At 73.4% G+C, this 17,485-nt stretch carries 16 protein-coding genes; 9 read left to right on the top strand and 7 right to left on the bottom strand.

The genetic code is table 11. The features are described from left to right. Window positions 1-1,013 precede the first annotated feature (1,013 nt). A complete protein-coding gene (locus tag ACIP5O_RS01715) occupies window positions 1,014-1,763 on the top strand; it encodes a hypothetical protein (RefSeq protein ID WP_401287251.1) in 750 nt (249 codons plus the stop codon). Between the two features lie 31 nt (window positions 1,764-1,794). Further along, window positions 1,795-2,286 (top strand): LURP-one-related/scramblase family protein, encoded by a 492-nt coding sequence (locus ACIP5O_RS01710; RefSeq protein WP_401287248.1) that lies wholly within the window; start codon window positions 1,795-1,797, stop codon window positions 2,284-2,286. Between the two features lie 16 nt (window positions 2,287-2,302). On the opposite strand, the gene ACIP5O_RS01705 is transcribed toward ACIP5O_RS01710, so the two are convergent. Continuing rightward, window positions 2,303-3,100: a carbon-nitrogen family hydrolase gene (locus ACIP5O_RS01705; RefSeq protein WP_401287245.1), complete on the bottom strand. Its 798-nt coding sequence runs from the start codon at window positions 3,098-3,100 to the stop codon at window positions 2,303-2,305. 155 nt (window positions 3,101-3,255) lie between these two features. On the opposite strand from ACIP5O_RS01705, the gene ACIP5O_RS01700 reads away from it, so the two are divergent. Beyond that, window positions 3,256-4,083 (top strand): maleylpyruvate isomerase family mycothiol-dependent enzyme, encoded by an 828-nt coding sequence (locus ACIP5O_RS01700; RefSeq protein WP_401287242.1) that lies wholly within the window; start codon window positions 3,256-3,258, stop codon window positions 4,081-4,083. A gap of 109 nt (window positions 4,084-4,192) precedes the next feature. On the opposite strand, the gene ACIP5O_RS01695 is transcribed toward ACIP5O_RS01700, so the two are convergent. After that, on the bottom strand, window positions 4,193-5,509 hold the full coding sequence (locus tag ACIP5O_RS01695) for a nitrate/nitrite transporter (RefSeq protein WP_401287239.1): 1,317 nt from the start codon (window positions 5,507-5,509) through the stop codon (window positions 4,193-4,195). After that, window positions 5,506-6,147, bottom strand: coding sequence for a GntR family transcriptional regulator (locus ACIP5O_RS01690; protein WP_356539519.1), 642 nt, complete (start codon window positions 6,145-6,147; stop codon window positions 5,506-5,508). The genes ACIP5O_RS01695 and ACIP5O_RS01690 overlap by 4 nt, the downstream gene beginning before the upstream one ends. A gap of 20 nt (window positions 6,148-6,167) precedes the next feature. Between ACIP5O_RS01690 and ACIP5O_RS01685 the strand changes: the two genes are divergently transcribed. After that, complete coding sequence (locus tag ACIP5O_RS01685) at window positions 6,168-6,350, top strand: hypothetical protein (protein WP_401287235.1); 183 nt, start codon at window positions 6,168-6,170, stop codon at window positions 6,348-6,350. Here ACIP5O_RS01685 and ACIP5O_RS01680 read toward each other — a convergent pair. The 3 genes from ACIP5O_RS01680 to pdhA are packed head-to-tail and all read right to left on the bottom strand — an operon-like array spanning window position 6,337 to window position 10,002. After that, a complete protein-coding gene (locus ACIP5O_RS01680) occupies window positions 6,337-7,794 on the bottom strand; it encodes a dihydrolipoamide acetyltransferase family protein (RefSeq protein WP_401288107.1) in 1,458 nt (485 codons plus the stop codon). The genes ACIP5O_RS01685 and ACIP5O_RS01680 overlap by 14 nt on opposite strands. A 31-nt stretch (window positions 7,795-7,825) precedes the next feature. Further along, window positions 7,826-8,806, bottom strand: a complete 981-nt coding sequence (locus ACIP5O_RS01675) for an alpha-ketoacid dehydrogenase subunit beta (RefSeq protein ID WP_401287233.1) — start codon at window positions 8,804-8,806, stop codon at window positions 7,826-7,828. Window positions 8,807-8,808: 2 nt separating this feature from the next. After that, window positions 8,809-10,002 (bottom strand): pyruvate dehydrogenase (acetyl-transferring) E1 component subunit alpha, encoded by a 1,194-nt coding sequence (gene pdhA, locus ACIP5O_RS01670; protein ID WP_401287229.1) that lies wholly within the window; start codon window positions 10,000-10,002, stop codon window positions 8,809-8,811. 343 nt (window positions 10,003-10,345) lie between these two features. On the opposite strand from pdhA, the gene ACIP5O_RS01665 reads away from it, so the two are divergent. The 3 genes from ACIP5O_RS01665 to ACIP5O_RS01655 all read left to right on the top strand — a co-directional run bounded on the left by ACIP5O_RS01665 (window position 10,346) and on the right by ACIP5O_RS01655 (window position 12,799). Next, complete coding sequence (locus ACIP5O_RS01665; RefSeq protein WP_401287226.1) at window positions 10,346-11,005, top strand: response regulator; 660 nt, start codon at window positions 10,346-10,348, stop codon at window positions 11,003-11,005. Between the two features lie 84 nt (window positions 11,006-11,089). Then, on the top strand, window positions 11,090-11,542 hold the full coding sequence (locus ACIP5O_RS01660) for a pyridoxamine 5'-phosphate oxidase family protein (protein WP_401287224.1): 453 nt from the start codon (window positions 11,090-11,092) through the stop codon (window positions 11,540-11,542). 300 nt (window positions 11,543-11,842) lie between these two features. Next, window positions 11,843-12,799: a phosphotransferase gene (locus ACIP5O_RS01655; protein WP_401287222.1), complete on the top strand. Its 957-nt coding sequence runs from the start codon at window positions 11,843-11,845 to the stop codon at window positions 12,797-12,799. Between the two features lie 126 nt (window positions 12,800-12,925). Here ACIP5O_RS01655 and ACIP5O_RS01650 read toward each other — a convergent pair whose 3' ends face one another. Further along, window positions 12,926-14,554 carry a protein kinase gene (locus ACIP5O_RS01650; RefSeq protein WP_401287220.1) on the bottom strand — a complete coding sequence of 543 codons (1,629 nt, stop codon included), beginning with the start codon at window positions 14,552-14,554 and terminating at the stop codon, window positions 12,926-12,928. Window positions 14,555-14,817: 263 nt separating this feature from the next. Between ACIP5O_RS01650 and ACIP5O_RS01645 the strand changes: the two genes are divergently transcribed. After that, complete coding sequence (locus ACIP5O_RS01645; protein ID WP_401287217.1) at window positions 14,818-16,461, top strand: protein kinase; 1,644 nt, start codon at window positions 14,818-14,820, stop codon at window positions 16,459-16,461. A 112-nt stretch (window positions 16,462-16,573) separates the two neighbouring features. Next, window positions 16,574-17,392, top strand: a complete 819-nt coding sequence (locus ACIP5O_RS01640) for a hypothetical protein (protein ID WP_401287214.1) — start codon at window positions 16,574-16,576, stop codon at window positions 17,390-17,392. The last annotated feature ends 93 nt before the right edge of the window (window positions 17,393-17,485 follow it).

Here is a 17,485-nt window from a genome sequence, read left to right as displayed (position 1 = left end):
TCGGGGTCAGGGTCGGGGTCGGGACCGGGGCCGGGGTCGGGGTCGGGGTCAGGGGCGGGCGGGGGGTCCGCCACCGTGACGTACACCGTCACCAACCAGGGGAACCTCCCCCTCCACGCCGTCCAGGTCGAGGACCCCGGCCTCGCCCTCGCGCCCGGCGCTCCCGACTGCGGGGGGCGGGGCGGGACCGTGCCCGTCCTCGCCGTGGGCGCCTCCGCCTCCTGCACGACCACCGTACGGCTCCCCCCGGGGACCTACCGGAGCACCGGCCGCGCCTCCGGCAGCGACCGGGCGACCACGCTCGGGGCGGGCGGCGAACGGGTCTCGGCACCCGTGCTCACGGCGGGGGCCTCGGCCGTCTTCGTGGTGGGGGGAGGGGTGGGGACGGGAGCCGGGACCGGGGCCGGGCCCGGAGCGGTGGCCGGGTCAGGGTCCGGGGCCGGAGCGGCGGCCGGAGCAGGAGCGGCGGGGGCCGGGGCGGGGACGAGCCGGGTGCCGGGGGCGGCCGGGACTCCGGGGGCGGCTGGGGCCCCGGGGACAGCTGGGGTGCTGGGGACAGTTGGGGCGTCAGGGACAACTGGGGTGCCGGGTGCGGCCGGAGCGCCGGGTGCGGCCGGAGCGCCGGGTGCGGCCGGGGCACTTGGGACAGCCGGGGCGCCTGGGACGGTCGGGGCCTCGCAAGGGGCTGGGGCGGGGGGTGGCGTGGCCGGGAGCATCGGGGCCCCCGGGGGCCTTGCCGGTGCGGGGACGACCGGGCTTCCCGCGCCCCCCGCGTTTCCCGGTGCGGGCGCCGCCCCCGGAGCCGTACCCCCCGGAGCCGTACCGCCCGCCCCGCCCCCCGTCCCCCCTCCCGGTCTCCGGCGTGCCGCCGGGCTCGACGACGAGGGGTTCCTCGGGCGGGTGCGGCGGCGGGCGCGGGAGGCGCGGGAGTTCGGGGTGGCGACGTTCCTGTTGATGCTCCTGATCCCGGCGGCCGTCGCCGCCGCGCTCCTCGGCAGCCGGAGGACATGACCGTGGCCCTGCTCGAAACCCTCGTCGTCGTCCTCGGCGTCGCGCTCGTCGCCGCCCTCTGCGTCTTCGCCAAGACCAGGCTCTTCCCGGTCGGGGAGGACGAGGAGCCGCGCGAGGACGTGGCCGAGTACATCGCCATGATGGTGTCGGTCCTCTACGCCGTCGTCCTCGGCCTCTGCCTGGTCTCCGTCTGGGAGACGCGTTCGGCCGCCGCCGACCACGTCCAGGCCGAGGCGAGCGCCCTGCACCAGACGTACCTGCTCGCGGACGCGCTCCCGCTCGCCCAGCGGCAGCCGGTGCGCGACGCGGCCCGGACGTACGCGAGTCACGTCGTGGACGTCGAGTGGCCCGCGATGGCCGGCCGCGCGCCGCTCGACGCCTCGGGCTGGACGCTGCTCGACCAGCTGCGGCGGGCGGGCGAGGTCACCCGGTCCGACCGGGTGTCCGAGCAGATCGCGGCCCAGGAGGTGCTGGCCCAGCTCGGTTACGTCGACGACGCGCGGCGCGGCCGGGAGGCGGCGGCGCAGGAGCGGCTCTCGCCGGTGCTGTGGACGGGGCTGCTGATCGGCGGCGTGCTGACGCTCGCGTTCATGTTCCTCTTCGGGATCAAGCGGAGCGCGACCCACGTGGTGATGGTGATGGGCCTGTCCGGGTTCATCGCCTTCACGGTGCTGCTGATCCATCAGCTCGACTCGCCGTTCGGGGAGATGCTCGGGACGGGTCCGGACGCGTTCACCCGCTATTTCGGGTGAGAAGCGGCTGCGACCGGGCAGGAGTAACCGGGTGAAATATCTCGTACGGGACAAGATCTTCGCGATCGGCGACGACTACTGGATCGAGGACGAGCACGGGCGCCACGCCTTCCTCGTCGACGGCAAGGCCATGCGGCTGCGCGACACCCTGGAGCTGAAGGACCCCGACGGGCGGGTCCTGATCACGCTGCGGCAGAAGATGTTCGCCCTGCGGGACACGATGACGATCGAGCGGGACGACCAGCCGCTCGCGACCGTCCGCCGCAAGCGGCTCTCGCTGCTGCGCAACCACTACCGGGTGACGCTGGTCGAGGGCACCGAACTGGACGTCAGCGGCCGGATCCTGGACCGGGAGTTCACCGTCGAGTACGAGGGCGAGCTCCTGGTCCACGTCTCCCGGCAGTGGTTCCACGTCCGCGACACGTACGCGGTGAACGTGGTCCGCGAGGACGCCGACGCCGCCCTCATGGTGGCGGTGGCGGTGTGCGTGATCCGGATGGCGGAGCGGGAACGGGAGGACTGAGCTCCTTGGAGAGCACCTAGTGCCGCTTCGGCGCCGCCACGCCCAGGACCCGGTCCTTCAGGGCCGGGAACTCCTCGCGGGTCGTGGCGACCCGGCCGGGGTCGAGCTCGACGCGCAGGACCTCCTCGCCGGGCCCCGCCTCCGCGAGGACCTCGCCCCAGGGGTCGACGACGATCGAGTGGCCGGCCTGCTCGATGCCCGCGTGGGTGCCGGCGGTGCCGCAGGCCAGCACGTACGCCTGGTTCTCGACCGCGCGGGCCCGTGCCAGGAGGGTCCAGTGGGCGCGGCGGCGGGCGGGCCAGCCGGCCGGGACGACGAAGGCCTGCGCGCCCGCGTCGACCAGGCCGCGGAAGAGCTCGGGGAAGCGCAGGTCGTAGCAGGTGCCGACGCCGACGGTGAGGTGCGGCAGGTCGACGGTGACCAGGTCCTCCCCCGCGGCCATGAGGACCGCCTCGCCCTTGTCGAAGCCGAAGCGGTGGATCTTCCGGTAGGAGGCGGCGAGTTCGCCGTCGGGGGAGAGGACGAGCGAGGTGTTGTAGAGGGCGCCGGCCTCCGCCTCGACGAACGAGCCGGCGTGCAGCCAGACCCCGGCGTCCCGGGCGGCCTCGGCCATCGCCCGGTGCGTGGGGCCGTTCAGCGGCTCGGACCCGGCGGCGAAGAGGTCGGACGCGAAGGCGCCGACGGTCCACAGTTCGGGGAGGACGACGAGGTCCGCACGGCCGGATTCCTCCCGTACGAGGCGCGCCGCGCGGGCGCGACGGGCGTCGACCGGTTCGTCCGGGTCTACCGCGATCTGGATCAGCGAGGCGCGCACACTACCACCGTCCTGGCATTCGAGCCGTCAACACCGGCCTACGATCGTCACACGAAAGCACTGCCGGGGTGCCTCCGGGCAGCGTAACTTAGCGTCCGAGCCTCCCACCCAGTCGTGTTTTCAGCCCGCGCACCGAAGAACCGCCGAGGGGTCCCGTGACCGTCCATCCCAGCCTCCAGAACTACGCCGACGCCTGGACGCACTCGATCGAGGCGATAGCCGAGCTGGTGCAGCCGCTCGTGGAGGGCGAGTGGAACCGGCGGACCCCCTGCCCGGGCTGGTCGGTGCGGGACGTCGTGTCGCACGTCATCGGCATGGAGACGGAGATGCTGGGCGACCCCCGGCCGATCCACTCGCTGCCGCGCGATCTCTACCACGTGCGCAGTGACTTCGCGCGCTACATGGAGGTCCAGGTCGATGTGCGGCGCCACCACACGGCGCCGGAGATGACGTCGGAACTGGAGTACGTCCTGATCCGCCGGGCCCGTCAGCTCCGCAACGAGAACCGCTCCCCCGACCACCTGATCCGGGCCCCGCTGGGCGCCGAGCAGACCCTCGAAGCGGCCTACCGGAACCGGGCCTTCGACGTGTGGGTGCACGAGCAGGACCTGCGCACGGCGCTCGGGGTGCCGGGGAACCTGGACTCGCCGGGGGCGCACGTGGTCCGGGACGTGCTCCTGGAGGCGCTGCCGAAGGTGGTCGCCAAGGACGCGGGCGCGCCGGCCTCCTCGGCGGTGGTCCTCGACGTGACCGGTCCGGTGGAGTTCCTGCGGACGGTGCGGGTGGACGCGGAGGGGCGCGGTTCGATCGACGGAGCGCCGTCGCTCGGCCCCGCGGTGTCGCTCGCGACGGACTGGGAGACGTACGTGCGGCTCGCCTGCGGCCGGGTCCGGGCGGCCGACGCGGCCGACCGGATCAAGGTGGAGGGCGACGAGCGGCTGGCGTGGGCGATCCTCGACAACTTCGCGGTGACGCCGCGGTAACCACGCGCTGTACGGGTGGATCACGCGCGGTACGGATGAACCACTCGCGGTACGGATGAACCACGCGCTGTACGGATGAACCACGCGCGGTACGGGTGAACCACGCGCGTCACACGGGTACGTGCACGGCCTCCACGCGGCTGGCGACGAGCCGTTCCCGTTCCCTGCGGTGGGTGCGGGCCTTGAGGCGCAGGATCTGCGCGATGCCGAGGGCTTCGAGGACGAAGACCGAGGAGAACGCGATCCGGTAGTCGTCCCCGGTCGCGTCGAGCAGCACGCCGACGGCGAGCAGCGTCGTCATCGAGGCGACGAAACCACCCATGTTGACGATCCCGGAGGCGGTGCCCTGACGCTCCGGCGGGTTCGCCGGGCGGGCGAAGTCGAAGCCGATCATCGAGGCCGGTCCACAGGCGCCGAGGACCAGGCAGAGGGTGACGAGCAGCCCCATCGGGGCGTGGTCGCCGGGGTACGCGAGGGTGGCGCCCCACAGCAGGGCGGTGGCCGCGACCGTGCCGAGGGCGAGCGGGGCGCGGGCAGCGTGGTGGCGGGCGATGATCTGCCCGTACGCGAGGCCGACGACCATGTTCGAGAGCACGACCAGGGTGAGCAGCGTCCCGGCGGTGGAGCGTGACAGGCCCTGCGCCTCGACGAGGAACGGCAGTCCCCACAGGAGCAGGAACACCATGGCCGGGAACTGGGTGGTGAAGTGCACCCACATGCCGAGCCGGGTGCCGGGCTCGCGCCAGGACTCGGCGATCTGGCGGCGGACGTAGGCCGCGCCCGCGTGGGCGGAGGGCTGGGGTTCGTACCCCTCGGGGTGGTCCTTGAGGAAGAGCAGCAGCAGGACGAGGACGAGGACGCCGGCGAAGGAGCTGCCGACGAAGGTGGTGGTCCAGCCGAGGCCGTGCAGGGCGCGGGCGATGAAGACGGTGGAGACCAGGTTGCCCGCCATGCCGAAGAGGGCGGCGACCTGGCCGATGAGGGGGCCGCGCCGGGCGGGGAACCAGCGGCTGCCGAGCCGCAGGACGCTGATGAAGGTCATGGCGTCGCCGCAGCCGAGGAGCGCGCGGGAGGCGAGGGCCGTGCCGTACGACGGGGAGAGCGCGAAGCCGAGCTGGCCGGCGGTGAAGAGGACGACGCCGAGGACCAGGACCTTCTTGGTGCCGAGCCGGTCGACCATGAGGCCGACGGGTATCTGCATGCCGGCGTAGACGAGCAGTTGGAGGATGGAGAAGGTGGAGAGCGCGGAGGCGTTGACGTCGAAGCGGTCGGCGGCGTCGAGTCCGGCGACGCCGAGCGAGGTGCGGAAGATGACGGCGACGAAGTAGACGGCGACGCCGACGCCCCAGACGAGGGCGGCGCGGCGGCCGCCGGGCGGGTCTCCGGGGAGGGTGACGGCGGAGCCGTATCCGTTGCGGTTGCTCACCGGTCCTCACCCCGGACCAGGACCTTGACCCAGCTGAGGTGCTGGCGGACGCAGTGCGCGGCGCCCTCGGCGTCGCCGGCCTTGATGCGGTCGAGGATCTCGGCGTGCTCGGTGATGTTCTTGGCGACGCGGTCGGGCTGGGACTGCATCACGGCGACGCCCATGCGCAGCTGGCGGTCGCGGAGCTGGTCGTAGAGGCGGGCGAGGATCTGGTTGCCGGCGTGCTGGACGATCTCGGCGTGGAAGCAGCGGTCGGTGACGGCGACCTCGGCGAGGTCCCCGGCCCCGGCCCGCCGCTTCTGCTCCTCCAGGAGCTCTTCGAGGCGGGCGATCAGGGCGGCGGGGGCGGGCACGGCCCGGCGGACGGCGAACTCCTCGACGAGGAGCCGGGTCTCGACGACGTCGGCGATCTCCTGGGCGGAGACGGCGAGGACGAGGGCGCCCTTCTTCGGGTAGAGCTTGAGCAGCCCTTCCATCTCCAGCTTGAGCAGCGCCTCGCGGACGGGGGTCCGTGACACCCCGACGGCCGTGGCGAGTTCACCCTCGGTCAGGAGGGTGCCCCCTTCGTAGCGCCGGTCGAGTACGGCCTGCTTGACGTGCATGTAGACGCGGTCGGCGGCGGGGGGTGCTGAAGACATGGACACAGCATAGATACAACATGGATGCCGCGCAGGGCCCCGTCCGTGATGTGGACGGGGCCCTGTCGGTTACTTTTTCGCCGGTTTCACGTGAAACCGTGCACGCCGGGCATGGCGCCCAGGTGATCACGCCGGGCATGGCGCCCAGCGATCACGCCGGACGTGACGCCCGGGTGATCGCGCCGGACATTACGCCCAGGTGATCAGCCGCTTCGGCTGCTCCAGGATCGCGGCGACGTCCGCCAGGAACTTGGAGCCGAGCTCGCCGTCGACCAGGCGGTGGTCGAAGGAGAGGGCCAGGGTGGTGACCTGGCGCGGCTTCACCTTGCCCTTGTGGACCCACGGCTGGAGCTTGATCGCGCCGACCGCGAGGATCGCGGACTCGCCGGGGTTGAGGATGGGCGTGCCGGTGTCGACGCCGAAGACGCCGACGTTGGTGATGGTGAAGGTGCCGCCCTGCATCGCCGCCGGGGTGGTCTTCCCCTCGCGGGCCGTGGCGACCAGCTCGCTCAGCGACTTCGAGAGCTCGGGCAGGGTCCGGTCGTGCGCGTCCTTGATGTTCGGCACGATCAGACCGCGCGGGGTGGCCGCGGCGATGCCCAGGTTCACGTAGTGCTTGAGGACGATCTCCTGGGCCGCCTCGTCCCAGGCCGCGTTGATCTCCGGGTTGCGCTTGACCGCGACCAGGACCGCCTTGGCGATGAGGAGCAGCGGATTGACCCGCAGGCCCGCCATGTCCTTGTCGGACTTGAGCTCCTCGACCAGCTTCATCGTGCGCGTGATGTCGAAGGTCACGAACTCGGTGACGTGCGGGGCGGTGAAGGCCGAACCGACCATCGCCGCCGCCGTGGCCTTCCGTACGCCCTTGATGGGGATACGGGTCTCCCGGGCGCCGGACGACGCGCCGGGCGCCTCCGCGGCGGGCGCGGCGGGTGCCGGTGCCCGGACAGGGGCCGGGACCGGGGCCGGGGTCCCGACGGCCGGGGCGGACGCCGGGGCGGCGGCCGCGTGGACGTCCTCGCGGGTGATGATGCCGTCCGGGCCGGTCGGGACGACCGTCGCCAGGTCGACGCCGAGGTCCTTGGCGAGCTTGCGGACCGGCGGCTTGGCCAGCGGCCGGCCGGCCCCCGCCGCGTGTCCGTTGAGCTGCCCGGGTACGGAGACGGCGACGGGCGCCTGCTGTGTGGCGACGGGTGCCTGCTGTACGGGGGCGGGTGCCTGCTGTACGGGGGCGGCGGCCGGGGCCGCGTCCCCCGACGCCTTGCGGGGGCGGCGCTTGGTGGAACCGGCGGCCACGCCGTAGCCGACGAGGACCGGCTGGCGGCCCTGCGGCTCGTCCTCCTCGGCCTCCACCGGAGCCTCCGCCGGTACGGCCTGGGCCGCCACGGACTCGGTCACCGGGGCCGCCGGGGCGGGGGGCGCGCCGCCGCCGACGTTCACCGAGATGATGACCTGGCCGACGTCGACCGTCGTGCCCTCGGGGAAGCACAGCTCGTGGACCGTGCCGTCGAACGGGATCGGCAGCTCGACGGCCGCCTTGGCCGTCTCGACCTCGCACACGACCTGTCCGTCGGTGACGGTGTCACCCGGCTGGACGTACCACTTGAGGATCTCGGCCTCGGTGAGGCCCTCGCCCACGTCGGGCATCTTGAATTCGCGGATCGTCACGGTGCTCTCCTCAGTACGCCAGCGAGCGGTCGACGGCGTCGAGCACGCGGTCGAGACCCGGCAGGTACTCCTCCTCCAGGCGCGCCGGCGGGTACGGCGCGTGGTAGCCGCCGACCCGCAGGACGGGGGCCTCCAGGTGGTAGAAGCAGCGCTCGGTGATCCGGGCGGCGATCTCCGCGCCGGAGCCGAAGAAGACCGGGGCCTCGTGGACGACGACCAGGCGGCGGGTCTTCTCGACCGAGGCCTGGAGGGTGTCGAAGTCGATCGGGGAGATCGAGCGCAGGTCCACGACCTCGACGGACTTGCCCTCCTCGGCGGCGGCCGAGGCCGCCTCCAGACAGGTCTTCACCATCGGGCCGTAGGCCACCAGGGTGAGGTCCGTGCCCTCGCGGGCGACCCGGGCCCTGTGCAGCTCGCCGGGGATGGCCTCGGTGTCGACCTCGCCCTTGTCCCAGTAGCGGCGCTTGGGCTCGAAGAAGATGACCGGGTCGTCGCTCTGGATCGCCTGCTGGAGCATCCAGTAGGCGTCGGAGGGGGTGGCGGGGGTGACGACCTTGAGGCCCGCGACGTGCGCGAAGAGCGACTCGGGGGACTCGGAGTGGTGCTCGACGGCGCCGATGCCGCCGCCGTACGGGATGCGGATGACGACCGGCACCTTCACCGTGCCGAGCGAGCGGGCCCGCATCTTCGCGAGCTGCGTGACGATCTGGTCGTACGCGGGGAAGACGAAGCCGTCGAACTGGATCTCCACGACCGGCCGGTAGCCGCGCAGCGCGAGGCCGATGGCGGTGCCGACGATGCCGGACTCGGCGAGCGGGGTGTCGACGACCCGGTCCTCGCCGAAGTCCTTCTGGAGGCCGTCGGTGATCCGGAAGACGCCGCCGAGCTTGCCGACGTCCAGGCCCATGACGATGACCTTGGGGTCGGTCTCCAGGGCCGTGCGCAGCGACTCGTTGAGCGCCTTCGCGAGGGGAAGCTTCTGAACAGCCATGGTTACTCGGCCTCTCCGTCCGCGAAGGACGCCTGGTAGGCGGCGAACTGCGCGCGCTCCTCGTCGACGAGCGCGTGCCCGTCCGCGTACACGTTGTCGAACATCGCCATGTGCTCCGGTACGGGCATGGCGCGGACGACCTCGCGGACCTGCTTGCCGAGGGCCTCGCTCTCCGTCTCCAGCTCCTCGAAGAAGGCCGCGTCGGCGTGGCCCTCGTTCTCCAGGTACGCCCTGAGGCGCAGGATCGGGTCCTTGGCCTCCCACTCCTCGCGCTCCGCGTCGCGGCGGTAGCGGGTCGGGTCGTCGGAGGTGGTGTGCGCGGCCATCCGGTAGGTGAACGCCTCGATCAGCGTCGGGCCCTCGCCGCGGCGGGCGCGCTCCAGGGCCGAGCGGGTGACCGCGAGGCAGGCCAGGACGTCGTTGCCGTCGACCCGGACGCCGGGGAAGCCGAAGCCGCGGGCGCGCTGGTAGAGCGGGACGCGGGTCTGCTTCTCGATGGGCTCGGAGATCGCCCACTGGTTGTTCTGGCAGAAGAACACGACCGGGGCGTTGTAGACCGCGGAGAAGACGAACGACTCGTTGACGTCGCCCTGGCTGGAGGCGCCGTCGCCGAAGTACGCGAGCACGGCGGAATCCGCGCCGTCCTTGGCGATGCCCATGGCGTAGCCGGTGGCGTGCAGGGTCTGCGAGCCGAGGACGATCGTGTACAGGTGGAAATTGTTGCTGTTGGGGTCCCAGCCGCCGTTGTTCACGCCGCGGAACATGCCCAGGAGGTTCGTCGGGTCGACGCCCCGGCACCAGGCGACGCCGTGCTCGCGGTAGGTCGGGAAGACGTAGTCGTCGTCCCGCAGCGCACGGCCCGAACCGATCTGGGCGGCCTCCTGCCCGAGGAGCGAGGCCCACAGGCCCAGCTCGCCCTGGCGCTGGAGGGAGGTGGCCTCGGAGTCGAAGCGACGGGTGAGGACCATGTCGCGGTAGAGCCCGCGCAGCTCCTCGGCGCTCAGGTCGATGTCGTAGTCGGGGTGCTGGACGCGCTCCCCTTCGGGCGTCAGGAGTTGGACGAGCTCGGGCTCCGTCGCTCCCGCCGCGGCGCGCGTGCTCGTCTTCTTGGTGGTGCTCGGGCTCGCGCTTGCGGTGCGCTTGGTGCCGCTGCTGCGTCGCGTCGTCTTGCGCGCGGCAGTGCTCTCCACGGTCACGTGCGTGCTCCTCCGTCGGTCCGGCCCCCCGGGTTCGCCGGTGGGGCCAGTGCGGCTCTCCGCCTTATCCGTACCCTTCGCACGGGGTGGGTGCGACGCGGCCGGGGTCGGGCGTGACAAGTGCCCCGGCGAGCGCCCTGTCATAGGCACGTTACCCACAGCGCGGCATTACCGCGAAACCCCTCTTGACCTGCGATTTTGCTTGGATTTCCAAGTAAATCGAGAAAAGCGGGGACAGCGGCTGGTCAGCGCGTCGGCAACGGCTTGGAGGGCCGCCGGAACAAGCGGCACGTTATCCCGCGCACCCCGGGCGCGGGAAGAGCCAATATGTGAGACTGACTGCGTGCGCGAAGAAGGAAAAATCCGGGTATTTCTGCTGGACGACCACGAAGTGGTCCGGCGCGGCGTCCACGAGTTGCTCTCCGTGGAGGACGACATCGAGGTGGTCGGCGAGGCCGGCACGGCGGCGGACGCGCTGGTCAGGATCCCCGCGACCCGCCCGGACGTCGCGGTGCTCGACGTCCGGCTCCCGGACGGCAGCGGGGTGGAGGTCTGCCGGGAGGTCCGCTCCCGGGACGAGGGCATCAAGTGCCTGATGCTGACCTCGTACGCGGACGACGAGGCCCTCTTCGACGCGATCATGGCCGGGGCCTCGGGGTACGTCCTCAAGGCCATCCGGGGGAACGAACTCCTGAACGCGGTGCGGGACGTGGCGGCCGGCAAGTCGCTGCTCGACCCGGTGGCGACCGCCCGGGTCCTGGAACGGCTGCGCGACGGCAACACTCCCAAGGGTGACGACAAGCTCGCCAACCTGACGGAGCAGGAGCGCAGGATCCTGGACCTGATCGGCGAGGGCCTGACCAACCGGACCATCGGCGAGCGGCTCCACCTCGCGGAGAAGACCATCAAGAACTACGTCTCCAGCCTGCTGTCGAAGCTGGGCATGGAGCGGCGCTCGCAGGCCGCGGCGTACGTGGCGCGGCTGCAGGCCGAGAAGCGCTGACCGGTCCGCTTCGGGACCTACGTCCCCCCGCGAGGGGGCGGGGGCCCCTTTTCGGGCACGCGGCGGTGACGGAGAGTGGAGGTCATGTCCACCGAGGAGATCCGCGCCATCGAGCTGCTGAACCGCGTGTCGTACGGCCGGGTGGCGACGAGCATGCGGGCGATGCCCTTCGTCGCCCCGGCCCGCCACATCGTGGTCGACGGCCGGGTGCTGCTCCGGATGCACGAGGGCCTCGGCTACCACGAGGCCTGCGACGGCAGCGTCGTGGCGTACGGGGCGGACAACTTCGCCTCGGGGGCCGAGCACATCTGGACCGTGCAGTTCAGCGGCACCGCGCGGGTCGTGGAGCCGACCCCGCGGGAGCGGGCGGCCTTCGGGCCGGAGCCGGAGCTGGTGGACGGCGAGCCCTTCGTGCCGGTCTACATGCGGATCGAACCGCAGTTCGTGACGGTGCACGCGCTCGACTACGCGAGCGGGGCCGCCGAACTCCGGCCGACGGCCCGTTCCGTAGGGCGACACCTTCACCACGTAGCGTGATCTAACATCTGGCGGGTGCCGCGCTCATCTGAAACCCTCCCCCTGCCGACCGGCGCACCGCCACCGCCGCCGCGCACTTGGCCGGGCGCCTTGCCGCCGCACGCCCGGCCGACCGCCCCGCCGCCCCGGTCCGCAGGAGCGCGGCCAGCCGGGGCGCGGGCCCCCGGTGGGCCGCCCGCGCGGTCCGGGGCCGTCCAGCCCGCTCGTACCGGTGGCGCACCGTCCGCCCGGGCCCTCGGTGCCCCGCCCGTCGACGTGCTGCTGCGGCGGCACCGTCACGCCGGGGAGCCGCTGGCCTGCGTGCCGGTCACCGAGGGGCTGCTCAACCGCGGCTTCCGGCTCACCACCACCCGCGGCACCTACTTCCTCAAGCAGCACCTGGACGCCGCCACCGCCGACCGGGCCACCGTCGCCCGCCAGCACCGCGCCACCCAGCGCCTGCACGCCCTCGGCCTGCCCGTCGCCCCGCCGCTCGCCGACGCCCGGGGCCGTACGGTCGCCGTCGTCGGCGGCCACTGCTACGCCCTGCACCCCTGGGTCGAGGGCCGCCACCGGGACGGCGGCCAGCTCTCCACCGGCGGCTGCCGCCGCCTCGGGACCCTCCTCGGGCAGGTCCACACGGCGCTCGACCGGGTCATGGGCGCCCCCGGACCCGACGGGGCGCCCGGCGGGACGGACGCGGACGCGTGCGCGAGCGCGGACCCCCAGGACACCTTCCGGGCCATCGACGAGCTGATCCGCCTCGTCCGCGCGCACCGTCCCCGCGACAGCTTCGACGCGCTCGCCGAGCACCGGCTCAGGGAGCGCCGGACGCTGCTCGCCCAGCACGCCCAGCACCGGCCACCGGCCGCCTCGGGCGCCGGCTGGGTGCACGGCGACTTCCATCCGCTGAACCTGCTCTACCGGGGCGCGGAGCCCGCCGCGATCGTCGACTGGGACCGGCTCGGGCTCCGTCCGAGGGCCGAGGAGGCGGTCAGGGCGGCCGCGATCTTCTTCGTACGGCCGGGGGGCGAGCTGGCCCTGGGGAAGGTGCGGGCCTACGCGCGCGCGTACCGGCGGGCGACGGGCGCCGACGGCGCCGAGCTGGCGGCGGCGGCGCGCAGGGTCTGGTGGGAGCGGCTCAACGACTTCTGGACCCTTCGCTGGCGCTACCAGCTCCACGACCGGAGGGCCGACGCGCAGTTCCCCGCGGTGTCGGCCCTGGCGGTCTGGTGGACCCGCGAGTACGAGGCGGTACGGGAGGCCTTCGCGGGGTGAGCACCGGGCCCGGCCGATAAGGGCCGACCCCGATGGGGCCGGTCCTGGTGGGGCCGGTCCTGGTGGGGCCGGTCCTGGTGGGGGCCGGGTCCCGATGGAAGGCCGGCCCCGGCGGGAGCCGGCCCGTCAGCCCGCCTCGCCGGTGGCCGTCGGTTCGGTGCCCGGGTCACCGGTGTCGCCGCCGCCGTCGCCGCCCCCGGTGGGGTCGCCGGTCGGCTCGGTGGCCGGCGGGGTCGTGGGGCCGGTCGTCGGGTTGACCGTCCTCGTGGGCGTGCCCGTGGGCTCGACCGGCGGCGTGGTGGTCGGCTCGGTCGGCGTCTCGGTGGTCGGCGTGCCCGTGGGCCAGTCCGGCTGCCGCGTCGGCTGCTCGGTCCACGGCTCCCGCGTCGAGCCGCCGGTGGACGTGCCCGGGTCCTGCGTCTGGTCCTGGGTGGGCTCCGGCGAGGACGTGGGCTCCTCCGAGGGAGTCACCGACGGCGAGGTGGAGACGGTCGGCGTCTTGTTCTCCGTACCGCCGCCACCGCCGTTCCCGCCCGCCTTGCTGAGGGCGAACGCGACCCCGGCGACCACGGCGACCACCGCGAGCGCGGCGAACAGCCACATCTTGCCCCGGCCGCCGCTGCCGCCGCCCCGCGGCCCGTACGAGCCGCCCTGGCCGTAGCCCCCGCCGCCCGTGCCGCCGTCGTAGCCGCCGTCGTCGGGGTTCATCGGCGGGAGGATCGGGCCCTGCGCGGTCTCCCCGTGCGTCGGGTGGCCCATCGCGGCCGTCGCGGCGACGCCGCCGGCCGGGGTCCGGCCGCCTTCGTGCGCCTCGATCGGTCCGGTGTTCCACGTGCCGGTGTAGCCGCCCTGCTGCTGGAGCATCTGGAGGGCGTACTGGATGAGCCCGCGCATCTCCTCGGCGCTCTGGAACCGGTCGTCCGGGTCCTTCGCGAGCGAGCGCATCACCAGGCCGTCCAGCTCCGGCGGCACGGACCCCGTCACGTCGGACGGCGGGACCGGCGCGTCCTGGACGTGCTGGTAGACGACGGACAGCGGGGTCTCGCCGGTGAAGGGGGGCCGCAGCGAGAGGAGCTCGTAGAGGAGGCAGCCCGTCGCGTACAGGTCGGAGCGGTGGTCGACGGCCTTGCCGAGCGCCTGCTCGGGCGAGAGGTACTGCGGCGTGCCCATGACCATGCCGGTCTGGGTCATCGTCGACTGCGCGCCGTGCAGGGCGCGGGCGATGCCGAAGTCCATGACCTTGACCGCGCCGCCGTGGGTGATGATCACGTTGGCCGGCTTGATGTCGCGGTGCACGATGCCGTGCTGGTGCGAGTAGGCCAGCGCCTCCAGGACCCCGGAGACGATGATCAGGGCCTGCTCGGGACCGGGCGCCTCGGCGCTCAGCAGCAGGTCGCGGATGGTGCGGCCCTCGACCAGCTCCATCACGATGTACGGCACGGGCCGGCCGCCCACCAGGTCCTCGCCGGAGTCGTACACGGCGACGATCGCGTGGTGGTTGAGGCCGGCGACGGACTGCGCCTCGCGGGTGAAGCGGGCCTTGGAGACCGGGTCCTCGGCGAGGTCGGCGCGCAGCAGCTTGACGGCCACGGTGCGGCCGAGCCGTACGTCCTCCGCCGCGAACACCTCGGCCATGCCGCCGCGTCCCAGACGGTGCGTCAGGCGGTAGCGACCGTCGCCGACGACTCCGCCGACGCCCCAGGATTCGGCGGACGCGTCCGGCACACCGCCGCCTGTTCCGGATTCGGGTGCCATCAGTCCTCGCCGTCGTCTGTCGTGCCGTGTCCAGTCGTCACGCTACAGGCTCCGTGCGACATCACGGTCCGAGATGGACCGGCCATCCAATCCCGTTCACGTACACCTGTGCAAATTCGACGCATTCCCGCACCGGTTCGGAAACGCTTCCTGTGCGGAGGGTCACGTAACGGGCACCCGGCTTGACGTGTCACCGCCCTGGGGCAGACTTGGCCGGGAAATCCATATCGACGCCGCCACGCGCGCGTGTAGGGGGAGCACAGATGAGCCAGGACGGCGGACAGGGCCGCTACGCGGGCGGTTCGGTCGCGGGCGGCCGGTACCAGCTGCGCGACCTTCTCGGCGAGGGCGGCATGGCGTCGGTGTACCTGGCGTACGACACCGCCCTCGACCGGCAGGTCGCCATCAAGACGCTGCACACGGAGCTCGGCCGGGAGCAGTCCTTCCGCGAGCGGTTCCGGCGCGAGGCGCAGGCCGTCGCGAAGCTGTCCCACACCAACATCGTCTCGGTCTTCGACACCGGCGAGGACACCCTCGACGGCGCCGTCATGCCCTACATCGTCATGGAGTACGTGGAGGGGCAGCCGCTCGGCTCGGTCCTCGCGGCGGACGTGCGGCAGTACGGCGCGATGCCGGCCGACAAGGCGCTGAAGGTCACGGCCGACGTGCTCGCCGCGCTCGAGGTCAGCCACGAGATGGGCCTGGTCCACCGCGACATCAAGCCGGGCAACGTGATGACGACCAGGCGCGGCGTGGTCAAGGTCATGGACTTCGGCATCGCGCGGGCCATGCAGTCGGGGGTCACCTCGATGACGCAGACCGGCATGGTCGTCGGCACCCCGCAGTACCTCTCCCCCGAGCAGGCCCTCGGCCGCGCGGTGGACGCCCGATCCGACCTCTACTCGGTCGGCATCATGCTCTTCCAGCTCCTCACGGGCCGGCTCCCCTTCGACGCCGACTCCCCGCTCGCCATCGCGTACGCGCACGTGCAGGAGGAGGCGGTCGCCCCGTCCTCCGTCAACCGCTCGGTGACGCCGGCGATGGACGCGCTCGTCGCCCGCGCGCTGCGGAAGAACCCGAACGAGCGGTTCCCGAGCGCGGCGGCCATGCGCGACGAGTGCCTGCGGGTCCTGTCGGCCGGGCAGACCGGCGCCCCCGTGATCGTCGCGGGCGGGCCGGTCAGCAGCGGCGCGGGCGTCGGCTCGGCTGTCTTCCCGCCGATCGGCCAGACCCCGCCGCCCGGCCCGCACTCCGGCGCGCACTCCGGGCCGCACGGCGTGCAGCAGCCGTACCTGGCGCCGACGCCGCAGCCGGGCCCCTACGGCCCCGCGACCCCCGCGCCGTCGTACGGCTACCCGCAGCAGGCCCCGACGCCCGCCCCGTACGCCCAGGCCCCGACGCCCGCGCCGTACGCCCAGGTGCACGCGCCCGCTCCGGCGGGCGGCGGCTCCCGGCGGAACACGCCGGTGCTGGTGGGCGCGGTCGCGGTCGCGGTGCTCGCGATCGGCGGCCTGATCGTGGGGCTCAGCCTCGACAAGGACAAGAACGAGGACCCGCGGGCGGGGACCACCGGCGGCACGGGCACCCAGCAGAGCCAGTCGGCGGCGCCGGGCCACAAGGGGCCCGACCTGACCAAGACCATCGACGCGAAGAAGTGCACCCAGCCGAACGAGTCGAGCGACGACCCCGAGAAGTTCGAGGTGCCCAACTTCAAGTACCGGAACATCCAGTCGGTGAAGGACTGCGTCCAGGCCGCCGGATGGAAGATCAAGGTCCAGACCCCGGTGGACGAGGCGACGTACGGCGAGGGCACGGTCCTGGAGCAGTACCCGCCGGTCGGCACGGACATCACCGCCAAGGACGCGGAGTTCACGCTCCAGGTCTCGACGGGCAACCCGCCGCAGTAGTCCCGGCGGCCTCCGCCACCCCCTCCCGGATGCGCACCGGGTGCCGGAATCGTCCCGACATGTGACGCTGAGTCGAACACCTCGGCGGCTCGGTACGGGAGGGGGTCACCCGGTGACTCCAGTACTCGACGGGGCATGGGCGAGAGCCCTGCGCCCCGCGCTCACCTGCGCTTTCGTCTGCGCCTGCGCCCTGTACGCCGCGCCCCCCGCGCGTCCGGCGGAGCCTCCCGGCACCGCGGCGAGCGCTGCGGCGGTGGCCATGGAGGGAGCTGGGGAGGGCGTCGGGAAGGGTGCCGCGGCGGTCGCCGTGATCCCCGTGCCCGCGCCCCCCGATGCCACCCCGGCGGCGCCCCCGGCGCCCGCCGTCTCCTCCGCGCCCCCTCCGGAGGCGCCTTCCGCGACCGCCACGGCGTCCGCCCCCGTCTCCGCTCCCCCCTCGGCCCCCAGCCCCGGCCCCGGCTCCGCTCCGGCCTCCGCCCCCGCTCCCGTCCCCGCCCCGCCGGGGCGCGCCGGAAGCACCGTCCCGGCGGCCCCCGCGCCCGCCGCGGCCACGGTTCCGGGCGCCCCCGCTCCGGAGCCCTCGGCCTCCCTCGCGGGCCGGCCCGCCGCCGAGGGCAGGCTCCGGCCCGGCCGCACCGAGACGGCCGCGCCGTCACCTTCGTGGCCCCCGGCACGCTCCTTCCGTACCGAAACCGCTACGGAATCGGAGTCGCGGGAGGGCGAGGAGGAGGGCGACGGAGCGGTACGCGAGGAGGAGCCCGCGCCGCCCGAGGCCGCGCCCGCCAGCCTGCCCGCCGTCGCGCCGCAAGCGGGCACCGAGGCCGCCTCCGACCTCGTCGACCAGCGGGTTCCCGTGCTCACCCTGGGGTTGGGGCTGGCCCTGATGGGGCTCGGAATCGGCTTCCTGGGACTCCGGATGCGCCGGCGCTGAGCCGGTGCGGAGGGCCGGATCCCCCTTGAGGAGGACCTCCCGCTTCCGCCTCAGGACGGTTGTCCCGCACGGCATACCCGGTATACATACTGA

Origin of the sequence: Streptomyces sp. NPDC088915 (assembly GCF_044749825.1) — a bacterium.
GTDB lineage: Bacteria > Actinomycetota > Actinomycetes > Streptomycetales > Streptomycetaceae > Streptomyces.
The sequence above is the reverse complement of the archived record's forward strand: the minus strand, read 5'-3'. Positions and strand labels throughout refer to the sequence as shown.